Origin of the sequence: Streptomyces sp. NBC_01089, from assembly GCF_045162975.1 — a bacterium.
Lineage (GTDB): Bacteria > Actinomycetota > Actinomycetes > Streptomycetales > Streptomycetaceae > Streptomyces.
On record NZ_CP108660.1, the window covers coordinates 5,169,255 to 5,192,434 of the forward strand.

General features: G+C 71.6%; 19 protein-coding genes. 8 read left to right on the top strand and 11 right to left on the bottom strand.

Features of this window, described 5'->3' with window-relative positions; genetic code table 11:
• Positions 1–33: 33 nt before the first annotated feature.
• Both OG510_RS23275 and OG510_RS23280 read right to left on the bottom strand, forming a co-directional pair.
• On the bottom strand, positions 34–579 hold the full coding sequence (locus OG510_RS23275) for a hypothetical protein (protein WP_406139285.1): 546 nt from the start codon (positions 577–579) through the stop codon (positions 34–36).
• Positions 572–1,063 (bottom strand): SigE family RNA polymerase sigma factor, encoded by a 492-nt coding sequence (locus tag OG510_RS23280; protein WP_406139287.1) that lies wholly within the window; start codon positions 1,061–1,063, stop codon positions 572–574. The genes OG510_RS23275 and OG510_RS23280 overlap by 8 nt, the downstream gene beginning before the upstream one ends.
• Before the next feature lie 248 nt (positions 1,064–1,311).
• Between OG510_RS23280 and mfd the strand changes: the two genes are divergently transcribed.
• Complete coding sequence (gene mfd / locus OG510_RS23285) at positions 1,312–4,851, top strand: transcription-repair coupling factor (RefSeq protein ID WP_406139288.1); 3,540 nt, start codon at positions 1,312–1,314, stop codon at positions 4,849–4,851.
• A gap of 160 nt (positions 4,852–5,011) precedes the next feature.
• A complete protein-coding gene (locus OG510_RS23290) occupies positions 5,012–5,722 on the top strand; it encodes an HNH endonuclease family protein (RefSeq protein WP_406139290.1) in 711 nt (236 codons plus the stop codon).
• 39 nt (positions 5,723–5,761) lie between these two features.
• On the opposite strand, the gene OG510_RS23295 is transcribed toward OG510_RS23290, so the two are convergent.
• The 8 genes from OG510_RS23295 to OG510_RS23330 all read right to left on the bottom strand — a co-directional run bounded on the left by OG510_RS23295 (position 5,762) and on the right by OG510_RS23330 (position 16,589).
• Positions 5,762–6,964, bottom strand: coding sequence for an MFS transporter (locus OG510_RS23295; protein WP_406142502.1), 1,203 nt, complete (start codon positions 6,962–6,964; stop codon positions 5,762–5,764).
• Positions 6,965–7,049: 85 nt separating this feature from the next.
• Entirely contained in the window at positions 7,050–7,544 is a 495-nt protein-coding gene (locus tag OG510_RS23300; protein ID WP_406139292.1) for a GNAT family N-acetyltransferase, read from the bottom strand.
• Complete coding sequence (locus OG510_RS23305; protein WP_406139294.1) at positions 7,541–8,761, bottom strand: type III PLP-dependent enzyme; 1,221 nt, start codon at positions 8,759–8,761, stop codon at positions 7,541–7,543. The genes OG510_RS23300 and OG510_RS23305 overlap by 4 nt, the downstream gene beginning before the upstream one ends.
• A complete protein-coding gene (locus OG510_RS23310) occupies positions 8,751–10,058 on the bottom strand; it encodes a DUF6271 family protein (protein ID WP_406139296.1) in 1,308 nt (435 codons plus the stop codon). The genes OG510_RS23305 and OG510_RS23310 overlap by 11 nt, the downstream gene beginning before the upstream one ends.
• Positions 10,040–11,104 carry a phytanoyl-CoA dioxygenase family protein gene (locus tag OG510_RS23315; protein ID WP_406139298.1) on the bottom strand — a complete coding sequence of 355 codons (1,065 nt, stop codon included), beginning with the start codon at positions 11,102–11,104 and terminating at the stop codon, positions 10,040–10,042. The genes OG510_RS23310 and OG510_RS23315 overlap by 19 nt, the downstream gene beginning before the upstream one ends.
• 399 nt (positions 11,105–11,503) lie before the next feature.
• Complete coding sequence (locus OG510_RS23320; protein ID WP_406139299.1) at positions 11,504–13,006, bottom strand: glycoside hydrolase family 3 protein; 1,503 nt, start codon at positions 13,004–13,006, stop codon at positions 11,504–11,506.
• A gap of 193 nt (positions 13,007–13,199) precedes the next feature.
• Positions 13,200–14,936, bottom strand: a complete 1,737-nt coding sequence (locus tag OG510_RS23325) for a thiamine pyrophosphate-dependent enzyme (protein ID WP_406139301.1) — start codon at positions 14,934–14,936, stop codon at positions 13,200–13,202.
• A 69-nt stretch (positions 14,937–15,005) separates the two neighbouring features.
• On the bottom strand, positions 15,006–16,589 hold the full coding sequence (locus OG510_RS23330) for an FMN-binding glutamate synthase family protein (protein WP_406139302.1): 1,584 nt from the start codon (positions 16,587–16,589) through the stop codon (positions 15,006–15,008).
• A 178-nt stretch (positions 16,590–16,767) separates the two neighbouring features.
• Between OG510_RS23330 and OG510_RS23335 the strand changes: the two genes are divergently transcribed.
• The 6 genes from OG510_RS23335 to OG510_RS23360 all read left to right on the top strand — a co-directional run bounded on the left by OG510_RS23335 (position 16,768) and on the right by OG510_RS23360 (position 22,143).
• On the top strand, positions 16,768–16,956 hold the full coding sequence (locus tag OG510_RS23335; RefSeq protein ID WP_164266621.1) for a hypothetical protein: 189 nt from the start codon (positions 16,768–16,770) through the stop codon (positions 16,954–16,956).
• A 10-nt stretch (positions 16,957–16,966) separates the two neighbouring features.
• Positions 16,967–17,653: a hypothetical protein gene (locus OG510_RS23340; protein ID WP_406139303.1), complete on the top strand. Its 687-nt coding sequence runs from the start codon at positions 16,967–16,969 to the stop codon at positions 17,651–17,653.
• A 44-nt stretch (positions 17,654–17,697) separates the two neighbouring features.
• Positions 17,698–18,705, top strand: coding sequence for a DUF6895 family protein (locus tag OG510_RS23345; RefSeq protein WP_406139305.1), 1,008 nt, complete (start codon positions 17,698–17,700; stop codon positions 18,703–18,705).
• 110 nt (positions 18,706–18,815) lie between these two features.
• Positions 18,816–19,793, top strand: a complete 978-nt coding sequence (locus OG510_RS23350; protein ID WP_406142503.1) for a DUF6895 family protein — start codon at positions 18,816–18,818, stop codon at positions 19,791–19,793.
• A gap of 266 nt (positions 19,794–20,059) precedes the next feature.
• Complete coding sequence (locus tag OG510_RS23355) at positions 20,060–21,127, top strand: serine hydrolase domain-containing protein (RefSeq protein WP_406142505.1); 1,068 nt, start codon at positions 20,060–20,062, stop codon at positions 21,125–21,127.
• Between the two features lie 614 nt (positions 21,128–21,741).
• Entirely contained in the window at positions 21,742–22,143 is a 402-nt protein-coding gene (locus tag OG510_RS23360) for a winged helix-turn-helix domain-containing protein (protein ID WP_406139306.1), read from the top strand.
• 43 nt (positions 22,144–22,186) lie between these two features.
• Here OG510_RS23360 and OG510_RS23365 read toward each other — a convergent pair whose 3' ends face one another.
• Positions 22,187–23,122, bottom strand: coding sequence for a class I SAM-dependent methyltransferase (locus OG510_RS23365; protein WP_406139308.1), 936 nt, complete (start codon positions 23,120–23,122; stop codon positions 22,187–22,189).
• Positions 23,123–23,180: the final 58 nt, after the last annotated feature.

Genomic DNA, 23,180 nt, shown 5'->3' on the forward strand with positions numbered 1-23,180 from the left:
GCGCACCGGATCGTCAGGCCGGCCCAAGCACGGTCAGCCGGCCGGCGGCAGGGACGATTGCGGGAAGGTGGCCGGCGCCGTGGGCGCCCCCGCCGCCGTACCCGGACCTGTCCCCGTCCCCGTACCTGGACCCGTACGCGTACCGCTGGGATCACCCCGCACCGTTTCCGTGGCGGTGGTGCGGTACGGCGTGCCCGGTGTGGCCGAGCTGTAGCCCATGGACGGGCTCGTCGGGCTCGGCCGGTCCGTCGGGCTCGTACCCCCGCCGTCCGCGGAGTGCAGCGGGGCGTGCCGGGGGCTCGGCGGCGCCGCGGGGAGCGCGGGCGCGGCGGGCCTGAGCTGCAGTACGGCCAGTGCGGCGCCGCTCGCCAGGACGCACACGGTGCCCGCGGCGGCCGACGCCAGGACCCGACGCCTGCGCCTGGCACCCCGCGCCGAGACATGGGCGGCCGGTGCGGGCGCGGCTGCCCGGCCGGCCGATTCGGCGGCCTGCTTCATGGCCCGGGCCAGCGCGTGATCGGCCCCGGGGCGGGCGCGGAGCCCGTCCTCGTACGCGGGCTGGTACTCGGTCTCAGACACCGTGCTCCTCCTCGGAGAGATGCGGCGCGAGCGAGGCCCGGGCGCGGGAGAGATGGGTCTTGACGGTCCCCGCGGACAGCCCCGTCTCGGCGGCCACCTGCTCGACGGTGAGGTCGCACACGTAGTGCAGGACCGCCACCCGCCGCTGCCGCTCGGTCAGCTGGCGCAGGGCCGAGACCATGGCGACGGTGCCCGGATCGGGCTCGGGCACGGTCGAGGGGCGGCTGTCGCTGTGCCGGCGCCAGGCGTCGGCGCTCCGGCCCCGCCTGCGCCAGCGGCTCACGGCGAGCCGCCAGGCCACCGTGCGTATCCATGCCTCGGGTCCCGCGTCCCGGTACAGCGCGGAGCGCCGGCCCCAGGCCCGTACGAACGCCTCCTGCACCACGTCCTGGGCCTCATGGAGGTCGCCGGTCATCAGGTACACCTGTCCCACCAGCTGTTTCGCGGAGTGAGCGTAGAACTCCTCGAACTCCTCGACGGTCATGCGGCTCCCAGGCGTGGACAGGTCTCGACGGTGTCTCGGTCGTGGTCTCGGGCGTGCACGGGTCTCGTCCTGGTCGTGCACAGGTCTCATGGGTGAATACGACGGGGAGGCCGGTCCGGTTGACATGGGACGCCGACTTCTTCGTGAAGTCGTACGCTGGAGAGCCCCCCGGCCCGTGCGACGTGTCGGGCCCTTCGCGTTGCACCCCGCACCACCCGCACCACCACCCCGGACGGAAAGCGTTCTTCATGAGCTTGCACGGTCTGCTCGATGCCGCCATCTCGGACCCCGCGCTCGCCGAAGCGGTGAAGGCCGCCGGCGACGGGCACCGGATGCATGTCGATCTGGTCGGCCCGCCCGCCGCCCGGCCCTTCGCCGTCGCGGCGCTGGCCCGCGAGACCCGGCGCACGGTGCTCGCGGTCACCGCGACCGGCCGTGAGGCCGAGGATCTGGCCGCCGCGCTGCGCTCGTTCCTCCCCGCGGACCAGGAGGACGCGGTGGTGGAGTACCCGTCCTGGGAGACGCTGCCGCACGAGCGGCTCTCGCCCCGCTCCGACACCGTGGGCCGGCGGATCGCGGTGCTGCGCAGGCTGGCGCACCCGCGCGCCGACGACCCGTCCGCCGGCCCGGTCAGCGTGGTCGTCGCGCCGATCAGGTCCGTGCTCCAGCCGCAGGTCAAGGGGCTCGGTGAGCTGGAGCCCGTCTCGCTGCGGTCGGGTTCGTCCGCCGATCTGCCGGAGATCACCGAGGCGCTGGCGGCCGCCGCGTACGCCCGGGTGGAACTGGTCGAGAAGCGCGGCGAGTTCGCCGTCAGGGGCGGCATCCTCGATGTGTTCCCGCCGACCGAGGAGCACCCCCTGCGGGTGGAGTTCTGGGGCGACGAGGTCGAGGAGATCCGTTACTTCAAGGTCGCCGACCAGCGCTCCCTGGAGATCGCCGAGCACGGGCTGTGGGCGCCGCCCTGCCGTGAGCTGCTGCTGACCGACGACGTACGGGAGCGGGCGGCCGCGCTGGCGCTGGCCCACCCGGAGCTGGGCGAGCTGCTCGACAAGATCGCCCAGGGGATCGCGGTCGAGGGCATGGAGTCGCTGGCTCCGGTTCTGGTGGACGACATGGAGCTGCTGCTCGACGTGCTGCCGGCCGGTTCGATGACCGTGGTCTGTGACCCGGAGCGGGTCCGCAGCCGGGCGGCCGATCTGGTGGCGACATCGCAGGAGTTCCTGCAGGCGTCCTGGGCGGCCACCGCCGGTGGCGGCGACGCCCCCATCGATGTGGGCGCTGCCTCGCTCCGGGGGATCGCCGATGTCCGGGACCACGCCCGTGAGCTGGGCATGATGTGGTGGACGGTGAGCCCGTTCGCCGCCGACGAGGAGATCGCCGACGACACCATCAAGCTCGGCATGCACGCCCCCGAGACCTACCGGGGTGACACGGCGCGGGCCCTGGCCGACACCAAGGGCTGGATCGCGGACGGCTGGCGCACGGTGTATCTCACCGAGGGCCACGGCCCCGCGGCCCGTACGGTCGAGGTCCTCGGCGGCGAGGGCATCGCGGCCCGGCTCGACACCGACCTGGGCGAGCTGACGCCCTCGGTCGTGCATGTCTCGTGCGGTTCGGTCGACCACGGGTTCATCGACCCGGCGATCAAGCTCGCGGTGCTCTCCGAGACCGACCTCACAGGACAGCGCACCGCGTCCAAGGACCTGGGCCGGATGCCGGTCAGGCGCCGGAAGACCATCGACCCGCTGACGCTGGAGACGGGCGACTTCATCGTCCATGAGCAGCACGGTGTGGGCCGCTACATCGAGATGGTGCAGCGCACGGTGCAGGGCGCGACCCGTGAGTATCTCCTCGTCGAGTACGCGCCGGCCAAGCGCGGCCAGCCCGGCGACCGGCTGTACATCCCCACCGACCAGCTGGAGCAGGTCACCAAGTACGTGGGCGGTGAGGCCCCCACGCTGCACCGGCTCGGCGGCTCCGACTGGACGAAGACCAAGGCGCGCGCCAAGAAGGCCGTCAAGGAGATCGCCGGGGACCTGATCAAGCTGTACTCGGCGCGGATGGCGGCTCCCGGCCACTCCTTCGCCCAGGACACCCCCTGGCAGCGGGAGCTGGAGGACGCCTTCCCTTACGTGGAGACGCCCGACCAGCTGTCCACGATCGCCGAGGTCAAGGAGGACATGGAGAAGACGGTCCCGATGGACCGGCTGATCTGCGGCGACGTCGGGTACGGCAAGACCGAGATCGCGGTGCGCGCCGCGTTCAAGGCCGTCCAGGACGGCAAGCAGGTGGCGGTCCTGGTGCCGACAACCCTTCTCGTACAGCAGCACTTCGGCACGTTCACCGAGCGGTACGCGCAGTTCCCTGTGGTCGTACGGGCGCTGAGCCGGTTCCAGTCGGACACCGAGGCGAAGGCGACCCTGGAGGGGCTGCGGGACGGCTCGGTCGACATGGTCATCGGCACGCACCGGCTCTTCTCGTCGGAGACGAAGTTCAAGGACCTCGGGCTTGTCATCGTGGACGAGGAGCAGCGGTTCGGTGTCGAGCACAAGGAGCAGCTGAAGAAGCTGCGCGCCAATGTCGACGTCCTGACGATGTCCGCGACCCCGATCCCCAGGACCCTCGAAATGGCGGTGACCGGCATCCGTGAGATGTCGACGATCACCACGCCCCCGGAGGAGCGGCACCCGGTGCTGACCTTCGTCGGCCCGTACGAGGAGAAGCAGATCGGTGCCGCGGTCCGCCGTGAACTGCTCCGCGAGGGGCAGGTGTTCTACATCCACAACCGGGTCGACTCGATCGACCGGGCCGCCGCCCGGCTGCGCGAGATCGTCCCGGAGGCACGCATCCAGACCGCGCACGGGCAGATGGGCGAGAGCGCCCTGGAGCAGGTCGTGGTCGACTTCTGGGAGAAGAAGTTCGACGTGCTGGTCTCCACGACGATCGTGGAGTCGGGGATCGACATCGCGAACGCCAACACGCTGATCGTGGAGCGCGGCGACAACTTCGGCCTGTCCCAGCTGCACCAGCTGCGCGGCCGGGTCGGCCGCGGCCGCGACCGCGGGTACGCGTACTTCCTGTACCCGCCGGAGAAGCCGCTCACGGAGACCGCGCACGAGCGGCTCGCGACGATCGCCCAGCACACCGAGATGGGCGCGGGCATGTACGTCGCGATGAAGGACCTGGAGATCCGCGGCGCGGGCAACATGCTCGGCGGCGAGCAGTCCGGCCATATCGCGGGCGTCGGCTTCGACCTGTACATCCGGATGGTCGGCGAGGCGGTGGCCGACTACCGCACGGCGGTCGACGGGGGAGTCGAGGAGGAGCAGCCGCTGGAGGTCAAGATCGAGCTGCCGGTCGACGCGCACGTCCCGCACGCGTACGCGCCCGGCGAGCGGCTGCGCCTCCAGGCGTACCGCTCGATCGCGTCCGCGACGACGGACGAGGACATCAGGGCGGTACGCGAGGAGCTGACCGACCGGTACGGCAAGCTGCCGGAGCAGGTCGAGAACCTGCTGCTCGTGGCGGGCCTGCGGATGCTGGCACGCGCGTGCGGGGTCGGCGAGATCGTCCTCCAGGGCCCCAACATCCGGTTCGCGCCGGTGGAACTGAGGGAGTCCCAGGAGCTGCGCCTCAAGCGGCTCTACCCCCGTACGGTCATCAAGGCGGCGGCCCACCAGATCCTGGTACCGCGCCCGACGGCGGGCAAGATCGGCGGAAAGCCGGTGGTGGGCCGCGAACTCCTGTCGTGGACAGGGGAGTTCCTGGCGTCGATCCTGGGGTCGTGACGCAGGGGGAGGGCCTTCTCCGTTACCCGGCCCGCGGCCTGACCCTGCGCCGGGCCGCGGGCCGGCCGTGCGTTCGTCAGTCAGGTGTGCCGTCGAGTGCCCCGGGCAGTCATCTCTAGGATTGTGCGGTCATGCTCCCCAGTCCTCAGGACGGCTCTCCTTGATACGTACGCGCTCCGCCCTCCCCGCAGTCATGGCCGTCGCCGCCGCGCTCGCCCTCGGTGGCTGCAAGAGCGGTGACCTGGGATCGGCTGGTTCATCCGGCTCGTCCGGCGCTCCCGCCGGGCCCGCGGGGAAGGCGGCGCACGGGTCCGCGCTCGCCGCCGCCGATGCCCTGACCGTCAAGGGGCGTGCGCCCAAGACCGGTTACGCGCGCAAGGAGTTCGGCAGCGCCTGGACGGACACCGACCACAACCACTGCCCGACCCGGGACGACGTACTCAAGCGCGATCTGCGGGACGTGAGGTACAAGAGCGGTGACTGCCAGGTCGCGTCGGGAACGCTCGTCAAGGACCCGTACACCGGGACGACGATCGACTTCGTACGCGGGCACAGCAAGGTCGACATCGACCATGTCGTGGCGCTCTCCGACGCCTGGCAGAAGGGCGCCCAGCAGTGGGACAAGGCGAAGCGGACCGCCCTCGCGAACGATCCGCTGAACCTGCTGGCCGTCGACTCCTCCACCAACCGCAGCAAGGGCGACGGTGACACGGCGACCTGGCTGCCCGCGTACAAGCCGGCGCGGTGCGGCTATGTCGCGCGGCAGGTGGCGGTGAAGAAGAAGTACGCGCTGTGGGTGACGGGCGCGGAGAAGAACGCGATGAAGCGGGTCCTCTCCGGCTGCCCGTCCGAGAAGCTGCCCACCGGCTGAGCCGGCCGTGGCGGTCGCCCGCCCGACCGGCCCGTTCGGTCAGTTCTCGGCCACCGGTACCCAGCGGATCCGGGTGGCGCACACGGAGACCAGCAGCGCCGCTGCCGCCACCGCGCCCATGCCCCACACCAGGCCGCCGGCGTTGGCGATGAAACCGATCACCGCGGGCCCGGCCAGCAGGCCCACGGTCCCCATCGCGGCGACCAGCGCCAGCGCCTCAGGGCCCTGCCGTGCGGCCGCGACGTACACACAGGGCGTCACGGCCGCTACGCCCAGACCGACGCAGGCGAACCCGACGAGCGCCGGAACCACCCCGCCGACCAGCAGGGCGAGCGCCAGCCCCGCGCCCGCCAGCACACTGCCGGTCAGGACGATCCGTCCGTCGCCCCAGCGGGTCCGCCAGCCGTCGGCGAAGATACGGGCCAGCACCATCATCACGGAGACCACGGCGATGCCCAGCGGGGCCACCGACGCCGCCGCCTTGAGTACGTCCTTCATGTAGAGCGCCGACCAGTCGTTCATGGCGCCCTCGGTCACGGTGCCGAACGCCATCGCGCACCCCATCCACAGCGTCATCCGCGCCGGCATGGCCAGCCGGCGGCGGCCCCGGCTCCTGCTCTTCTTCGCCCCGGGCTCCACGGGCTCCCCGGACTCCACGGGCTCCCCAGGCTGCTGATCCTTCGTCAGCAGGCCGGTCTGGGCGTACCCGACGAGCAGCAGCAGGATCACGGCCGCCGCACCGAAGTGGGCGGCCAGCGAACCGGTCAGTGTGTTCACCCCGGACGCCAGCAGCGCGGCCCCCAGCGACCCGGCGCTGAACGTGGCGTGCAGCCTGGCCATGGCCGTACGCCCGTACGCGGTCTCCAGCGCGGCTCCCTGCGCGTTCATGGCGACGTTCAGACAGCCGACGGCGATTCCGTCGCAGCCCACGATGGCCACGGCGACCGGATAGTTCGGCACCACGGCCAGCGCCAGCAGCAGCAGCCCGAGGCAGAGCGCGGACAGTGAGGCGAGACGGCGGGAGCCGAGCCGCCTCATCAGTACGGTGACGAGCGGGAACGACACCGCGGCGCCCGCACCGCAGGCCATCAGGAGCAGGCCGAGATCCGCCTCGGACAGGTCGAGCCGCGCCTTGAGCGTGGGCAGCCGCGACGCCCACGTCCCGTACTGGAAGCCCAGGAAGCAGAAGAGCGCGGCGATCGCCAGCTGCGCCCTGCGGAAGGGATCGCGTGCGCGGATCAGGTCGACGGGGCGCCGCCGCTCCCCGGTGGTGGCGGCGGCCGGGTCCGCGGGGCGCGGGCCGGTCTCGACGTCTTGGTGGGTCACTTCATACCGCCTTGGACATGTACACCGCGTTCGTCCCGTAGCTTCCGGGGAGCGCGATGTCGCGATGGGCCGCGTATCCGTTCGCCGACCAGAAGGTCTCGCTGCCCGCGACGGAGATGAGGGAGATGCGTTCGTGGGTCTTCGAGCGGGCGGTCGCCGTGAGGTGCTGCAGCAGCCGCTTCGCCAGCCCTCTGCCGCGCAGCCGTTCGGCGATGACGAGATCGTGCAGATGCAGATTGGGTGAGTGGAAGACGGTCTTCTCGGTCCGGGTCAGATCGGGGTACTGGAACAGCGGGTAGGGCAGTGCCAGCAGATAGCCCGCCGTCCTGCGGTCGAGGCGCAGCACGAAGCAGGTGGCCGGTGAGGGGCGGGCCCGGGACTCCAGTGCGGCCCGTCCCTCCGAGAGGGCGTCGTCCGCGTACGTACGGGCTTCCAGCGCCGCGATGCTGCTCCAGTCGTCGGCGGTGATGTTGCGTATCTCGATGTCCGGGCTCATGACGGCAGCCCCTTCGCCGCCGGTGCTCCGGCGCCGGCCGGCAGTCCGCGGATCACGGTGTACGGCAGCGGGCTGAAGCCGTTGAAGCCCTGTGTCGCGTAACTGGTGGCGTAGGCGCCGGACGACAGGACCCACACCGGGTCCCCCGAGGTGATGCCTTCGGGGACCTGGACGAGCCGGTGCTCATGGGCGTAGGCGTCGTCGCTGTCGCAGGTGGGGCCCGCGACGACGGCGGGCACGGTGGGCGCCCCCGGGTGGGAGGGGAAGACCAGCCGGTACTGGAGCTGGTCCATCTCGTACAGCCCGTTGAACTTGCCGCAGCTCAGATACAGCCAGTGCTGGCGTTCGCCGTTCAGCTGCTCCCTGGTGGACAGCCGGGCCACATGGGCCCGGATGGCGCCCTGGTCGGCGACCAGATGGCGGCCCGGCTCCATGACGAAGTCCAGCGGGGCGGCGGACACCGCCCGCAGCTGCCGCATGCCCTCCCGGATCGCCGCGAAGATCTTGTCCAGCGGCGGGTCCAGCGGTCTGCCCCGGCTGTCGAGATAGCCGAGCGCGGGCAGCCCGCCGCCGAGATTGATGTGGTCGAGGTGGATCCCGCGGTCCCGCAGGTCCACCAGGACGGCGGCGAGGCGCGCGAACGCGCTCTCCCATGCCTCGGCGGTCATCTGCTGCGAGCCGACGTGCACGGAGAGCCCGGCAGGTGTCAGCCCCGCGGCCCGGGCCGTCTCCAGCACGCGTACGGCGTCGGTCCCCGAGCAGCCGAACTTCTTGCTGAGCCCCCAGAGCGCGCCGTCGCCGCTGGTGGCCAGCCGGCAGAACACCCGCGCACCGGGGGCGTGGGCGGCGATGGCCGCCACGTCCTCCACGCTGTCGGTGGCGAAGTCCCGGACGCCGAGCCGGTACGCGTCGGCGATGTTCCGGTCGGACTTGATGGTGTTGCCGTAGTGGACGCGGCCGACCGGCACCCCGGTCCTGATGGCCCGCTCGATCTCGTGCGGCCCCGCCGCGTCGAACCCGGCGCCCTGCTCGGCCAGACAGTCGAGTACCTCGTCCACCGGGCAGGCTTTCATCGCGAACCGGACGGCTACGCCCGGCAGTTCCCAGGTCAGCGTCGTGTACCGCTCGCGGATTCCGCCGAGATCGAAGATGATCCGGTCGTCGGACGCCGCGGCCAGTGCTTCCCGCAAGGGAGTGTTCAGATGCCTAGTGCTCATGGATGCCCGCTTCTGTGCTCACCCGTATCAGTGGTCCCCACGCCTGGATCAGCAGCGCGAAATCCTCCATGTCCTGCTGGGCCTCGTTCAGGAGCCGGTCGCCGCGTGCCGCCAGCAGACCGGCGAACTCGGCGTACCGGTCGCCGAGTTTCCGGTAGGAGCGGTCGATGGTGCGCAGCCGCTCCTCGTTCTCCTCCCGGTCCAGCCAGCTGCTGTCCCGGACGAACTCGACGACCGTGTCGGCGCGGAGCCGCAGCTCGCCGTCGAGCAGCGCGTCGCCCGCCGCCGCCAGCCGGTCGTACACGGAGTTGAAATAGAGCATCGACAGGAAGAACTTCACCAACCGCAGCTGGTACGCCATGAATCCGGCGTCGGTGCGCCGTTCCCCGGTGTAGTAGTTCACGATGTGCCGGTTGTGCAGGACGCCCGGCAGCCCCGCGTCATGGACCAGATGCATGAGGAAGTAGTCGCTGCCGATGGTGTCGGTGGCCGGCGGCAGCGGCACACTCTCGTAGACGTCGCGGTGGAAGCTGATGTTGCACATGTCCACCCGCATCGGGTCGACCGGTCCGACGACCGAGTGGTCCCCGGTGAACGGTTCGGTGCCCGCCCCGGTGAACGCCTCGGCGACCAGCTGGTCCTTCGCCTCGTCCGGCCATTCGCGCGGCGCCCAGAGACCGACGACGTCTCGGTAGACGGCAGGGTCGAGCCGCTGGATCTCGCTGATGTCGACGGACAGTTCGCCCACGAAGGAGGCGCCCACCAGGGACACCGTCCGCTGTGCGTGGGCCGGGTCCAGCCGGGTCCCGGACACCCCGTCCACCGCGTCGAGCGCCCGTTTCCCGAGCGACATCAGCTCATGGTGGACGGGGAACACCGGCTCGCCGTCCAGCGTCTGATAGGTGCTGTCCGAGTCCCTGCGGTGCACGGAGTCACAGCCCAGCGCGGCGGCGAACAGGAACGCGCGGTTCGTGCAGGCGCCGTACGAGACCCCGGAGGGCAGCATCAGGTCGAGCAGCAGATCGGGCTTGGGCACATCGGCTGCACTGATCAACCGGCGCAGTAAGGAACGCTGTTGGGCTTCGCCCAGATGGTGCACGATCACCCGCGGCGTCCCGGTGGGCCGGCCGGCGGCGTCCGCGTGCTCGGCGAAGTCCTGCTCGTCCGACGAGTCCAGGATCAGCAGATGTGCTTCGACGCCGAAGTGGTCGGCCGCGTACCGCGCCTCGGCGCGCATCGCCGAAATCGTGTCGGCGCACGCCCTGTTGGTGGGAAGGGTCAGACAGATTCGGTGCATGCCAGTTCTCCGGTTGACCGCTCGGTGTTCCGGTCGCCCCAGGATTCGAGCCCCAGCAGCCGGGCGCCGAGGCCGCTCAGTTCGGCTGCGCCGTACCTGAGGGATTCGTGCTGGACGGCGTCGCCGACCAGCGTCTTGTTCCAGTCCGGTGTGGAGAGGGTGCGCCAGGATTCGATCCGGGACTTCCGCATCTCCTGGTGGGACTCCAGCGCGGGCATCATCGAGAGGTACTGGACGGCGCGGACGCCGCTCTCCGAGATATTGCGCGCGACCCCGTGGGCGAGCAGGCCGTTCCAGATCAGCAGATCGCCCGCCTTGAGCTCCGGCTGGACGACGGGGAACTCAGCGCGGTCGGTGCCGGGCCTGATCGGGTCCCGGCCCGCCGGCTGCGCGAGCTTCCACCGGTCGAACTGGCGGAAGAGCTCGGGCGAGCACTGGAAGCCGCCCCGCTCCGGCTCGGTGTCGTTCAGCGCGATGATGCCCTGGACACGCTGCGGCAGCACACTGAGCGTGGTGTCGACGTCCCAGTGCAGCTCGATGTCGAAGCCCTCGTCCGTGGGCGCGATCAGCGCGCGGTCACGGTTCTTGATGTTCGGCGGGTTCAGATTGAGCCGGTCCAGGGTGACCCACAGCTCCTCGCAGTCCCACACATCGGTGAACGCGTCATGGACGCGCTGCGCCTGGCGGCTGTCCCAGATCAGCTGGTGGTGGTACGCCTCCACGAAACCGTAGATGTGCAGTTCCCGGTCCAGGTCGGAGCGGAACTCCCGGTCGGCGTACCAGGTGTCGGGCCGGTTGGGGTCGAGCCCCTGGAAGTCCCAGGTGAAGTCCAGCAGGCGCCGCGCGGCGGCCGCCGGTATCGCCTCTTTCACGACGACGTAGCCGTAGGTCTGCCAGAAGGCGAAGTCCTCCTCCGAAAGGACGCGCAGCGGCTGCGACTTCTTGATGTCGCGCAACGGTGTCTGCGCCAGGTACGCCTCCCCGTCCGTACTGAAATAGGGGATGTCCGATGCGGCTCGATACAGGTAGGGGTCGGACGTCGGCATGCAACCACTCCAGGTATGAGGTGCTGGTTCTGAATGGATCGGGCGCGGCCGTGCGGCGGCGCGTCACGCGCGGCCGCAGCCGGGGGCGGGGCCGCGGGGGGAAGGTGCCGTCGGCGGACGGGGTCCGGCGGGACGGCGGCGGTGCGGGGGCGGGGAGTTCATCCGCGCGACGGCGGATGCGGCGGCGTGCTGCCGCGTACGTTCTCCGGGCCCGCACCGCACGGCGGGGGCGGCAGCCAGGGGGTGCGTGTGGGTGCCGGGGGGTGCGTGCGTGTGGGTGCGTGGTGGTGTGTGTACGTGTGCGTGGTGGTGTGCGTGTACGGAGGTGCAGGTGGCCGGTGTGGTGGTGTGCGGGTGCGGGTCAGTGGTGGTGGCGGGCGGGGCCGGCCGGTGTTGGGGTCAGCCGGCCAGGGCCTCGGCGGCGGCCACCCCCGATGCGGTGGTGGCTCCGTAGGTCGCGATGTGCACCGCCCCCTGCGTGCCTGAGGTCGGCAGGCCCATCTCGATCACCACGGAGTCGGGCCGGGCGCCCAGCAGGTGCTTGAGGGAGTCCGTCATCCAGGTGTGCCGGTAGGCGTCCCGGACCACGACGACCAGCGGCCGTCCCGCGGCGGGCTTCAGTCCGTACTGGTCGAGCACGGCCGGGCCTGCCGCCACGTCCTCCTCGTGGATCCCCACCGATGTCGTACCGGCCAGCCGCTCGCGCAGCGGTGTGGCGACACCCCAGGGGGTCTCCTTGGCGATGGCGAGGTTCATCGTCGGGATGAGCTCCACGACGTGCGGGGCCGCGCCGAGCGGGAGGGCCCCGCCATCCGTCACGGTCAGGCGCAGCGCGCGCCGGGCGGCCACGAAGCCGATGTCCGACTTGATCCGGTGGGGAGGTGTGGCGTGGAAGATGCCGTTCGACCAGGCGGAGAACGCCTCGACCCGGGCGACGGCGTCCCTGAGCCGCTCCTCGGGAAGCTCACCGCTCCGTACGGCGGACACCAGGGCCGCGCTCAGCAGGCCGACCACCTCGGGGTCGGCGCTCTCCCCGCCGACGCACACCGCGTCCGCGCCGCCGGCCACGGCCCGCACGGTGGCGCCGTCGATGCCGTAGAGACCGCTGACGGCCCCCATCTCGATGGCGTCCGTGACGACCAGCCCGTCGAAGCCCATCTCCTTGCGGAGCAGGTCGACGAGGAGGCGCGGGCTCAGGGTGGCGGGGAGGTCGGCGTCGTAGGCAGGGACGAGCAGATGGCCGCTCATCACGGCCCGTACACCGCTCTCCATGGCCGCACGGAACGGCGGCAGTGCCTGCTCCCTGATGTCGTCGGCGGTCGCGTTGTAGCGGGGCAGTCCGAGGTGGGAGTCGACGGCGGTGTCGCCGTGCCCGGGGAAGTGCTTGGCGCAGGCCGCCACTCCGGCGGACTGCAGACCGCGGATCCAGGCTCCGGTGTGCCGGGCCACCAGGTCCGGGGTTGAGCCGAAGGACCTGACGCCGATGACGGGGTTGTTGGGGTTCGAGTTGACGTCCGCGCTGGGCGCGTACGTCAGGCTGATGCCGGCCGAGCGCAGCTCGTGGCCGATGTCCCGGCCGACCGCTTCGGTCAGGTCCGTGTCGTCGATCGCGCCCAGCGCCAGATTCCCCGGGCGGGTGCTGCCGGTCAGCGACTCGATCCTGGTGACGTCGCCGGCCTCTTCGTCGATGGCGATGATCAGGTCGGGGTTCTCGGCGCGCAGTTGCCGGGTGAGCCGGATCAGTTGTCCCGGGTTGGCGATGTTGCGGGAGAAGAGAACCACACTGGACAGTCCCTCACCGATCCGGCGGAGCAGCCAGTCCGGTGCCTCGGTGCCCTTGAAGCCAGGCTGGAGGATCTTGTAGGCGAGGTGCGTCAGTTCACTGCTTGGTGTGCTGGGCAAGGTCAGCCGGGCCTTCCTGGCGTGCCGATAGGGGACCGAGCCACCACGTGCTTGGTCCAGACCAATTGGATATTGGCCTGGACCACGCGTCACGTCAAGTGCCGTGATGGTTGGGGCTCGCCCCTGTTCGCCCGAAATGACTCTCCGTCAAGAGTGGTCACCCCGCTGCCCGCAGGTTCGGCCAGGGGGTCGGCTACTCGCCGTGCCCCCGGATGATCTCCTTCACCTTGGCGACCGCGAAGCCCCAGCCCTGCTCGACGGTCGGCTTGGCCGGTACGGCGATCTCGTCCGGGTTCGTCAGCACGTCCAGCAGGACGGGTCCCGGCGTGTTCAGGGCGCGCTGGACGGCGTCCTCCAGGTCGGCGGGGTCGGTCACCCGGATCCCGGTGATGCCCATCGCGGTGGCGACAGCCGCGAAGTCCGGGTTGTCGAGCACCGTGCCGAACTCCGGCAGGCCCGCCTGTTCCTGCTCCAGCTTGACCATGCCGAGCCGGCGGTTGTCGAACACCACAAGTTTTACCGGGAGTTCATTCGTCCGGAGCGTCATCAGATCGCCCAGCAGCATGCTCAGCCCGCCGTCACCGCAGAAGGCGACCACCTGCCGCTCCCGGTCCAGGCACTGGGCGCCGAGCGCGTGGGGCATGGCGTTGGCCATGGAGCCCAGGTTGTACGAGCCGAGCAGCCGCCGCTCCCCGCGCATCTCGACGAAGCGCGAGAGCCACACGGTGGCCATCCCGGTGTCGGAGGTGAAGACCGCGTCGTCCGCGGCGAGCCGGTCCACCGCGGCCGCCAGCGCCTCGGGCCTGATGCCGTGCTCCGGATTGTCCAGGGCCGAACGGGCCTGCCCGGCCGCCTTCTTGTCGTGCTCCGGGTCGGCGAGCGCGGCCTGCCCCTCGCGCCAGGACTCGAACTGCTTGCGGGCGTGGTCCAGATGGCCGCGGTCGCGGTCGCTCCCGGCGCCCAGATGCCGGAGCAGGTCCCGCACGGTGGCGCCCACATCCCCGACCAGGCCGGCCTCCACAGGGACGCGCCGCCCTATGTGCGTGGGCTCGGTGTCCACCTGGATCACGGTCTTCCCCTCCGGATACCACTCGCGGTACGGGAAGTCGGTGCCGAGCAGCAGCAGGGTGTCGGCGTCGTGCAGGGCCGAGGCGGCGGCCGGATTGCCGATCAGCCCGGTCTGCCCGACCTGGTACGGGTTGTCCGCGCCCTCGAAGCCCTCCTTCGCCTTGAGCGTGAGCACCATCGGCGCGGCGAGCCGGTCCGCCAGGGCCAGCACGTCCGTACGGGACGCGCGGGCGCCCCGGCCGACGAGCAGGGTGACGCGCCCGGCCCGGTCGAGCAGCTCAGCCGCCGCACGGGTGGCCGGCTCCTCGGGCCGGGTCACCGCCCGGCCGACGGGGAAGCGGGCCTTGCGGTCGGCGCCCAGTTTCCGGTCCCCGATGTCGGCGGGCACGGTGAGCACGGCGACACCCTGGTGCCCGAAGGCGTTCCGTACGGCCGTCTCCAGCAGCTGCGGCAGCTGGTCGGGCGAGGAGACGGTCGCCCGGAAGACCGCCACATCGCTGAAGAGGGCGTCGTTGTCGACCTCCTGGAAGGCGTCGCTGCCGATGTCGGCCAGCGCCACCTGGCCCGCGATCACCAGGACCGGTGTGCGGCTCTTGGCTGCGTCGTACAGGCCGTTGAGCAGATGGACGGAGCCGGGGCCGACGGTGCCCATGCAGACACCGAGGCGGCCGGAGAGCTGGGACTGGGCGCTCGCGGCGAAGGCGGCGGCCTCCTCGTGGCGGCAGCCCACCCACTCGACGCCCTCGGTGGTACGGATGGCATCGGTGACGGGATTGAGCGCGTCCCCGACGACGCCGAACACCTGGCGGACGTCGAGTTCACTCAGGGCGTCCACGATGGCACGGGCAACAGTACGGCTCACAGAAGCCTCCGGTTCGAACGGTTTGCGTACGGGAAACGGGCTCGGCGCTCGGCGACGAGCCCGGAATGCTCAGACGGTGAAGCGGTCGGGGTCGGCGGCCCGCCAGTCCGCGGCCCAGGACCCGGGCGCCTCCGCGAGCAGCTGCCCGGGGGTCAGCCACTCGTACATCTCCTCGTACGAGCGGACGGTGAACGGGTCGATGCGGCGCCGCAGCATGTGCGGGCGCAGGTCCGCCGGGTCCGCCACACCCATGCTCGCCATGATCTGCTGGGCGCTCGCCACGGTGGCCTGCTGGAGCCGCTGGACCCGGAGCGTCTTGTCCCCGACGTGCAGCGCGCGGGCGCGCCGCGGGTCCTGGGTGGTGACACCCGTGGGGCAGGTGTTGGTGTGGCAGCGCTGCGCCTGGATGCAGCCGACGGCGAACATCATCGCGCGCGCCGCGTTGCCGTAATCCGCGCCCTGCAGCAGCCGCTTGACGAGATCGGCGCCGGTGGCGATCTTGCCGCTCGCGCCGATCCTGACGCGGTCGCGCAGCCCGGTGCCGACGAGGGCGTTGTGCACGTCGAGCAGGCCGTCGGTGAGCGGGGTGCCGAGCTGGTCGGCGTACTCCAGCGGGGCCGCGCCCGTGCCGCCCTCGGCGCCGTCCACGATGATGAAGTCCGGTGCGGTGCCCTCCGCCAGCATGGCCTTGCACACCGCGAGGAACTGGCGCCGCGACCCGGGGCAGAGCTTGAACCCGGTGGGCTTGCCGCCGGACAGCTCCCGCATCCGCACGAGGAAGCGCACCAGCTCGCGCGGGGTGGAGAACTCCCGGTGGTACGGGGGCGAGATGACGGTCTCGCCCTGCGGCACGCCACGGGCCCTGGCGATCTCCGCGTTCACCTTGGCGCCGGGCAGCACCCCGCCGATCCCCGGCTTGGCGCCCTGCGACAGCTTGAGCGACACGCACTTCACCTGGTCGTGCGCCGCCGTGTCGGCGAACTGCGCCGGGTCGAACCCGCCGTCGTGGGTGCGGCAGCCGAAGTACCCGGTGCCGATCTCCCAGACGAGGTCGCCGCCCGGCCGCAGATGGTATTCGGACAGGCCGCCCTCGCCCGTGTCATGGGCGAAACCGCCTGCCGCGGCACCGCCGTTGAGCGCCAGGACCGCGTTCGCCGACAGGGAGCCGAAGCTCATCGCCGACACGTTCAGCAGCGCCATGTCGTACGGGCGGGTGCAGTCGGGCCCGCCGATCCGCACCCGGGGCGTGGTCTGCGGCACCGGGCAGGGCGCCATCGACGGCACCAGGGACTCGTAGCCCGTCTCGTAGACATCGCGCTCGGTGCCGAACGGCTCCTCGGCCGCGGTGCCCTTCGCGCGTTCGTAGACGATGCTGCGGGTGTCGCGGTCGAACGGCCGCCCGTCGTAGTTCCGTTCCACGAAGTACTGCTGCAACTCGGGGCGCACGCGCTCCAGGAGGTAGCGGGCGTGCCCGATGACCGGGTAGTTGCGCAGCACCGTGTGTCTGCGCTGGGTCAGGTCCCACACGCCGAGCAGCCCGAGCAGGGCGAGCGGCACAGCGGCGAACAGCCACCACCACGAGACCCACCCGGCGGCTCCCCATGCGGCGAGAGCTGCCAGGACCGTCAGACCGACACAACCGATTCGTTTCACTTGGGACAGCTTGCCCGGTTCGGTTCTTCCACACCTGTGAAGAGCAGGATCTCCGCGCTGTTCACCGTTCAATTGAAGCCTTGAGGACCAGGATTCCTGGCTCCCTTTGCGTGGCTCCCGGTCGTGGGTTTGACTGGAACCGCAAGGAACGAATCACCCCATAAGGATGGGAAGCGTCATGAACTCCACTGAACCGGTGACCGACCGCCTGGCGACGGACCTGGACGAGGATGTCGAGGCCGCTCTCAACCCGGGCGAGGCCGAAGGCGTCTTCCGTGACTCGCGCGAGTGCGCAAGCCTCGCACTGATCGGCGGATCGGGCGCGTTGCTGCTCTCGCCGCCCACCCCGCGCCCGAAGAAGGCGTAAGCGGTCGCACATGGACCAGTCAAGTGCGTCCTCCCGCATCGCGGGAGCTGTGCGTGACCTGGCGTCCGAGGTGGTCTTCGCTCTGCAGAGCGAAGACCACCTCTCCACGGTGTGCGGCGCCGCCGGCATCGGCGAGGACGACAGCACCGGGATCGCCGCGGTCAGGGTGATCGGGGCCGACCTGCTGCTGCCGAGCCTGCTGTACGGACGTGACCCGCACCCCGGCGACGTGGCGGCGCTCCAGCGTGCCGTGATCGACTTCCCGCCGCGCGCGGGCGCACCGGCGGCGACCGCCTGGAGTCACTGGGCGATGGAGTCGGCCATCGGCGCGCCCGACACCGGCGCCGCGCCGGTGGAACCCGCGGCGGCGTGGCTGGAACAGGCGCCCTGGCAGGCGTTCACCCACCAGCTCTCCGTACTTGCCCCGCTCGCCCGCCCCAGCTCCGCGTCGGCGGTCAACCGGGTCGCGGCCCGCAGGCCGGTCGATGTGGCCCGCGGATTCGTCCGTGCCGTACGGCGCCGCGACTGGCTCCAGGCGGCCGGGGCCGGCCGCTGGCTGGCCACACTCGACGGAGTGCCCGACACCCTCGGCCTGGCGGCCGGCCTGGACTTCGTCCAGCTCATGGGCGGCCAGGACCCCCGGGTGGCCCTGCATCTGCGCGCCGCGGCACTGATCAGGGCGGGACAGGCGCGGTGACGGCCGCCCCCGAAGCGCGAACGCGTGCCCCGGGCAACGGACTTGTGCACGGAGTCGCGGGCGCCGCCCTGGACTGGGTACGGGACAACCGCGCCGGATTCGTGCTCCCCGACGACGTCCTGGAACCCCACACCGACGTCAACCGCACCATGAAGCCCCTCGGGGAGCTGGCGCAGCTGTGCACCACCGTCAGCCGCCGCACGCACCCCGGCGACCCGCACCACACCATCGCCGCCTCGCTCGTACGGTTCGCCTGGCAGCAGGTGCGCGAGGGGGAGCTGCTCCTCGACCTGGCGCGCAACGAGCCGTTCGCCACCTACCCCTTCGAGATCTACGCCGCCTTCGCGGGCGACGGTCTGCGCCACGAGGGCTTCGAGCGCCTCGCATCCGTCGTCGCCACCACCAGGGGCTGGGCGCTCACCGAACAGCACGCCAACCGCGAACTGGGGCTGCTCAACTCCGAGCGCCGGATCGGGGTCCCCCCGCACACGGAGGCGGAGCAGGTCCTGCGCCGCACCTGGCTCGGCGGGCTGCCCGAACCGTGGACCTTCGAGCGCGCCTCCGGGTACGCCCTGACGCATGTGGTGTTCCACGTCACCGACTGGGGCAACGCACCGCACCGTATGCCGGACGACATCGCCGGATACCTCAGCACCTGGCTTCCGGCGTGGATCGACGGGTGCTTCGAGAACGGCCGCTGGGACCTGGGCGGCGAACTGCTCGCCGTCGCCGCCTGTCTGCCCGACCCGCCGCCGGCGGCCCTGGTGGAGACCGGCTGGCCGGTGCTCGCCGCCGTACAGGACGGCACGGGCGCCGTCCCGGAGACGGGGCCGCCGCTCGTACGGGATGAGGCGGGCGGGCCGGGCGTACGGCCGGGTGCACCGCGGGTACGGGACGGTGGTGCGCCGGGGGGCGGGGCAGGGGAGCGTGAGGCGCCGCGTGAGTTCCTGAACTGCTACCACTCGACGCTGGTCACGGCCTTCGCAGCGGCCCTGACCCTGGCCCGGCACAGCCCGGCGGACCCGGACTCCGACCCAGGAGGCTCCGTATGAACGACACCCCGCGGAACCAGAACGGCGGCGATGCCGAGGGCGGCTCCGGCGGTCCCGGCAGCACGGGCAGCGGCACCGGCTTCGGCAGCACGGGCAGCGGCACCGGCAGCATGGGCAGCCCCGGCAGCAGCACTGGCACGGGCAGCAGTGCCGGCACCGGTCCCGGCGCGGGTATCCGGGAGATCCACGATGTCGGGTCACGCGCCCTGGAGTGGCTGTACCGCCACCGGGACGGCTTCCGGCTGGAGGACGACCCGGCCCCCGAGACCGGCATGCTGGACCGCTTCAAGCCGCTCGGCGAGCTGGCCCTCATCGGGAAGGTCATCTTCCGTGAGGGCGTCGCGGGCTCGCAGCAGGCCGCGACCGCGCACAAGCTGCTGGACCACGCCTGGCACGAACTGCTGGGCTCCGGGGCCAGGCTCGCCGAGGGCCAGACCCATGAGCCGCTGTCGCCGGTGCCCTTCGAGGTCTACGTACCGTTCAAGGAGCTGGGCTACAGCAGCCCGCAGGTCGAGGCGGCGGCCCGGCTCAACCACCGGCTCGTCAGCGGGCGCGCCCTGGAAGTGCTGCCGGTCCGCCGCCTGGGGCTCTCCGCCATGGAACGCCGCTTCGGCCTGCGGCCCGGCATGCCCGAGGACGAGGCCGCCGCCCGCACCTGGCTCGCGCACCGCCCGGAGCCATGGACGGTGGAGGGCCACATCGGCTACGACATCACGCACACGGTCTTCCATCTGACCGACTGGGGCGAGAACCCGGCAGGGCTGCCCCCGGAGACCGCCGGCTATCTGGCCACCTGGCTGCCGGTCTGGCTCGACGACTGGCTGGACCTGGGCCGGTGGGACCTGCTCGGCGAGCTGCTCGTGGTGGACGCGTGCCTGCCGCAGCCGACGCTGGACCCGGCGGCGTGGCGCGGCTTCGCCGCCGCCCAGCAGCCCGACGGCGCGATGCCGGTTCTGGGCGGGATGCCCGAGGGCGACGAGGGGCACGTCTTCGATCTCGTCTACCACCCGACCCTGGTGGCCGCGTTCGCCTCCGCGCTGGCGGTCTCCCGCGCCATGGCGGACCTGGCAGCACCGGCCGCCTCATGACGGGAGCGGAGACGGGACCACCGCCGGAGACGGGACCACCGCCGGATACGGGCGCTGGGCCGGAGGCGGGGGAGGGGACTGTGGCCGGAGCCGGAGCCGGAGCCGGAGCCGGAGCCGGAGCCGGAGCCGGAGCCGGAGCCGGAGCCGGAGCCGGAGCCGGCGCAGGGGCAGGGGCCCGGGCCGGGGCAGAGGTCAGGGCGACCCCGAGCCCGACGCGCACGCGGCCTCGCACCCAGCCCCGCCCCCGGACCGGAACGGCGGCCCGCCTGGCCGAGGCGGCCGAAGCGGTCGACGCCCCCGGCATCGTCATCGCCGTCAGCCACCGTGGCCGCCGCACGGTCCACTGCGGGGGCAGCGCCGCTCCGCCCGCCGTCCCGCGCGACGAGCAGCGGTACGAGATCGGCTCGGCGTCGAAGACGTTCACCGGCCTCCTCCTCGCGGAGCTCGTGGGCGCCGGCCGCCTCTCGTACGACGATGTGGCCGCCCACCACCTGTCACCCGGCCGGGCGCCGTACCCCACCCCCAGAAACCCGGCGACCCTGCGGCACCTGATCACGCACACCGCCGGGCTGCCCGCCCTGCCGGCCGACTTCTACCCGCAGGCGCTCAGACGCTGGTCGACCGACCCGTACGGGGGCTACCCGGCCGAACGCGTCGTGGCCGCCTACCTCCGTCACCGGCCGCGCCACCGCCCCGGCACCCGCTGGCACTACTCCAACTTCGGCGCCTCGGTGCTGGGCCACACCCTCGCGGCCGCCACGGCCACCCCGTGGGAGGAGCTGATCGCCCGCCATGTCCTGGCCCCACTGGCCCTGACCGGCATCCGCCTGCACCCGGAGGACCCGGAGGACCGGAAAGACCCGGAGGACCCGGGCCGGGACGGACCGGAGCCCCGCGCACCGGGTACGGCCGGGCCCGGCACCGACGCCACGGGGCACCGACCGAACGGCCTGACACCCGTACCGGGCCTGGTCATGGGCGGCTTCCAGCCCGCGGGTGCCGTACGCGCGACCCCCGGCGACCTCCTGACCTATCTGGAAGCACACCTGGACCCGGCCGGCACCCCACTGGAGTCCGCACTCCACGTGGTCCGCCGCCCGCTGCTCCGGCGCGGAGCCGGCCACCGCCACACCCACACCCTCACCTGGTTCCAGCACCCCTCGCCACAGGGCCCGTTGTACTTCCACGCCGGTGCCACCACCGGGCAGCAGGCATTCATCGGCTTCCGCCCGGCGACCCGCACGGCGGTGGCGGCCGTGGCCACCCGCCGTATCCGCCTCCGCGACACCTTCGTCGCGACCGCCTATGCCCTGCTCAGCGAGGACCCGGGCTGAGGACCGCACATGTGCGGCGGGTTCTGTTTGTCCGAGCGTACTGACGCGGTAAAGGACGGCCGAAAACAAGCCCGTAAAGGAGTTAGTCAACTGCCGTGGAAAGCAAGCTGGTTGGCGCACATCCCACAAGATCTGGATCAGTGCGCCGCAGCGGGGGATTGTCCGATACCAGGCGCTCGGCCCCGGCGGGCGCCCGCCTTTTATCGGGAAAGCCCCGGCACTACGGATCACGGGGGATCGCGAGGGATCGGAAGGGATCACGGGCTGATTTCACTGGATACGCAGGCGGGCGCCCCTCGGCTACCTCGCACCGCATTTCGGGACCCGGACCCCGTAAACCTCCACCATGCGGAGGTTACTTTCCGAACTTAAGTCCTCACGTGTAGTGTTTGCCGGGCCCGCTGTCGACGCGGTCGTATTCCGTGAACGTCTGCTCTGCACGCCCCGATGGGAATGAGTAGCCAATGTCCACAGGCTCTTTCACAGCACACGGTCCCGCCAGGACCGGTTGGCACACTGTGTCGGGTCGCCCGCCGGCCGGCCCGGCGGTGACCGTCGAACCGATTTCCCGCGGGCGGTGGATGCTCGCGGCCCAGGGCTATGTTCCCGTCTCGGTGCGCCAGACATCCTCGGAGGTCCACCTCGTGTTCGCGCCCTCGCCCGAACAGGGCGCCATTCCTGAGCGCGCCGCCGCAATGGCCGCGGCGGCACCGCCCGGCCCGCCCGCCGACCCGGTCCGAGTCGATCTCGACGCCCGCACCGTTCATGTCGCCGGACGCCAACTCGAACTGCCTAAACTGGAGTTCGACCTGCTGGCCTACTTCATTTCCCGGCCGCTGCACGTCCACGCGCGCCCTCAGCTCATCGCGGCGCTCTGGCCCGGTTCCACCGGCAGTGAGCGCACGGTGGATGTGCATGTCGCCCGGCTGCGCCGACGGCTCGGCCCGCAGTACCGAAAGGTCATCGCGACCGTCGTAGGGGTGGGTTACAAGTACGTTCCCGCGCTCGCCGGCTAAGAGGAATGCAATTGCACGGGTAGCAGCCGGCTACGCCCTCGCATTACCTTCCCTGCCCGCGCCGCCTCGCGGACACGGCGGCCCTGGTGAGGAACGGCGGCAGGACGTTCGCCGCGAACCGGTGCAGCGGCGGGTGACTGCGGGGCGCGGCGGCCGCCCCTGGCGTACGGGACGGCGCGGCCCGCGGCGGAGCGGGATGGCGGGACACGGGCTGCGGCGGAAGCTGGGCCTTCTTGCCGCTGATGCGGATGAGCGGTTCGCCCGCGACGGACTCCTCGCCGTGCCAGAGGTCCGTACGGGTCCTGAGCCACGCCGCCAGCCCGGCGCGCAGCGCGGCCGGGTCGCCCCAGGTCCCGTAGAGCTTGGTGCCGGTGATGCAGAGGACATGCAGCCCCCCGCTGGTCACGGCCTGCCAGGCCGCTGCGGCGACGCCGGGGCAGTGCTCGGCCCGGAAGTCGTCCAGGACGACGACTCCGTACGGCTTCAGGACCGCGCGGGCCGTCGCGATGTCCGCGTGGACATGTTCGTACAGATGCGAGGCGTCGACATGGACGAAGCGGCAGCTGCCCTCGGCGACCCGGCCGGGCACCATCGAGGACAGACCCTGCAGCACGGTCGGCAACTCGTCATGGAACGAAAGATAGTTGGCCTCGAACGCCCGCCGGGTGAGCGTCGAGTACGACTTGGCCATCTCGGCGCCGTTCGCGGAGTCGTCGGCGGGCCCGTCGAACAGATCGCAGACGGTGAAGCGCTCACCGGGGCGCAGATAGGAACCGGTGAAGATCGCGCTCTTGCCCAGATACGCGCCCACCTCCAGCAGATCGCCGGCCTCGGCGAGATCCTTCTGCCGGGTCAGGAGCCAGTCGAAGAGCAACTGGTCCGCCGCGAAGAACCACCCCTTCACATCATCGAGCCCGGCAGGCGCCGGAAGCTGCTCGGTGCCGTCCTGAGGCGTGGCCCCGGGTGTGCTGCTGGTCATGAGGGATCCGTTCGGAGATCGCTGAACCCGCCCGTACGTGTGCGCCGGGAGCGGGATA